Here is a 461-nt window from a genome sequence, read left to right as displayed (position 1 = left end):
CGAGGATGGTCGGGATGCCGCGGAAGAGGTCGGCGTAGACGATCGCGAGGGCCCTGATCGGAAAGAACACCGGCCCTGGCAGGCCTCGCAGCACGGCGAGGATCAGCGCGAGAGGGAGGATCAGCAGCTCGGCGGTGACGAACAGCTTGACGTTGAGCCAGAACGCCCTTGCGATGTCGGGGAACGACGCCCGATAGTCGTCCCACGAGAAGAAGGACGCCTTGATCTCGGGCCAACCGGGCGCGTTCGTGATCGCGACCACCACGAGGACGACGAACACGATTGTCGACACGACGGCGATCCCGACCGCCCGCGTCTCCTTGGAGATGCGGGCGGTCGAGCCGCCGAGGATGCGGGAGCTGCGGTCGCTCGTAGCGCTACTTCAGATCGGGCGCGCCGGCTTTGGCGAGGTACTGGTTCTGGAGCTTCGCGATCGTCCCATTCGCCCAGAGGTTCCCGAT

General features: G+C 65.9%; 1 pseudogene. It reads right to left on the bottom strand.

Annotated features, from left to right (window positions below):
* Positions 1-292: pseudogene (locus I6F37_RS39270) on the bottom strand (amino acid ABC transporter permease); the annotation flags it as partial.
* Between the last annotated feature and the right edge of the window lie 169 nt (positions 293-461).

The organism is Bradyrhizobium sp. NBAIM08 (genome assembly GCF_020193935.1).
Lineage (GTDB): Bacteria > Pseudomonadota > Alphaproteobacteria > Rhizobiales > Xanthobacteraceae > Bradyrhizobium > Bradyrhizobium yuanmingense.
The sequence above is the reverse complement of the archived record's forward strand: the minus strand, read 5'-3'. Positions and strand labels throughout refer to the sequence as shown.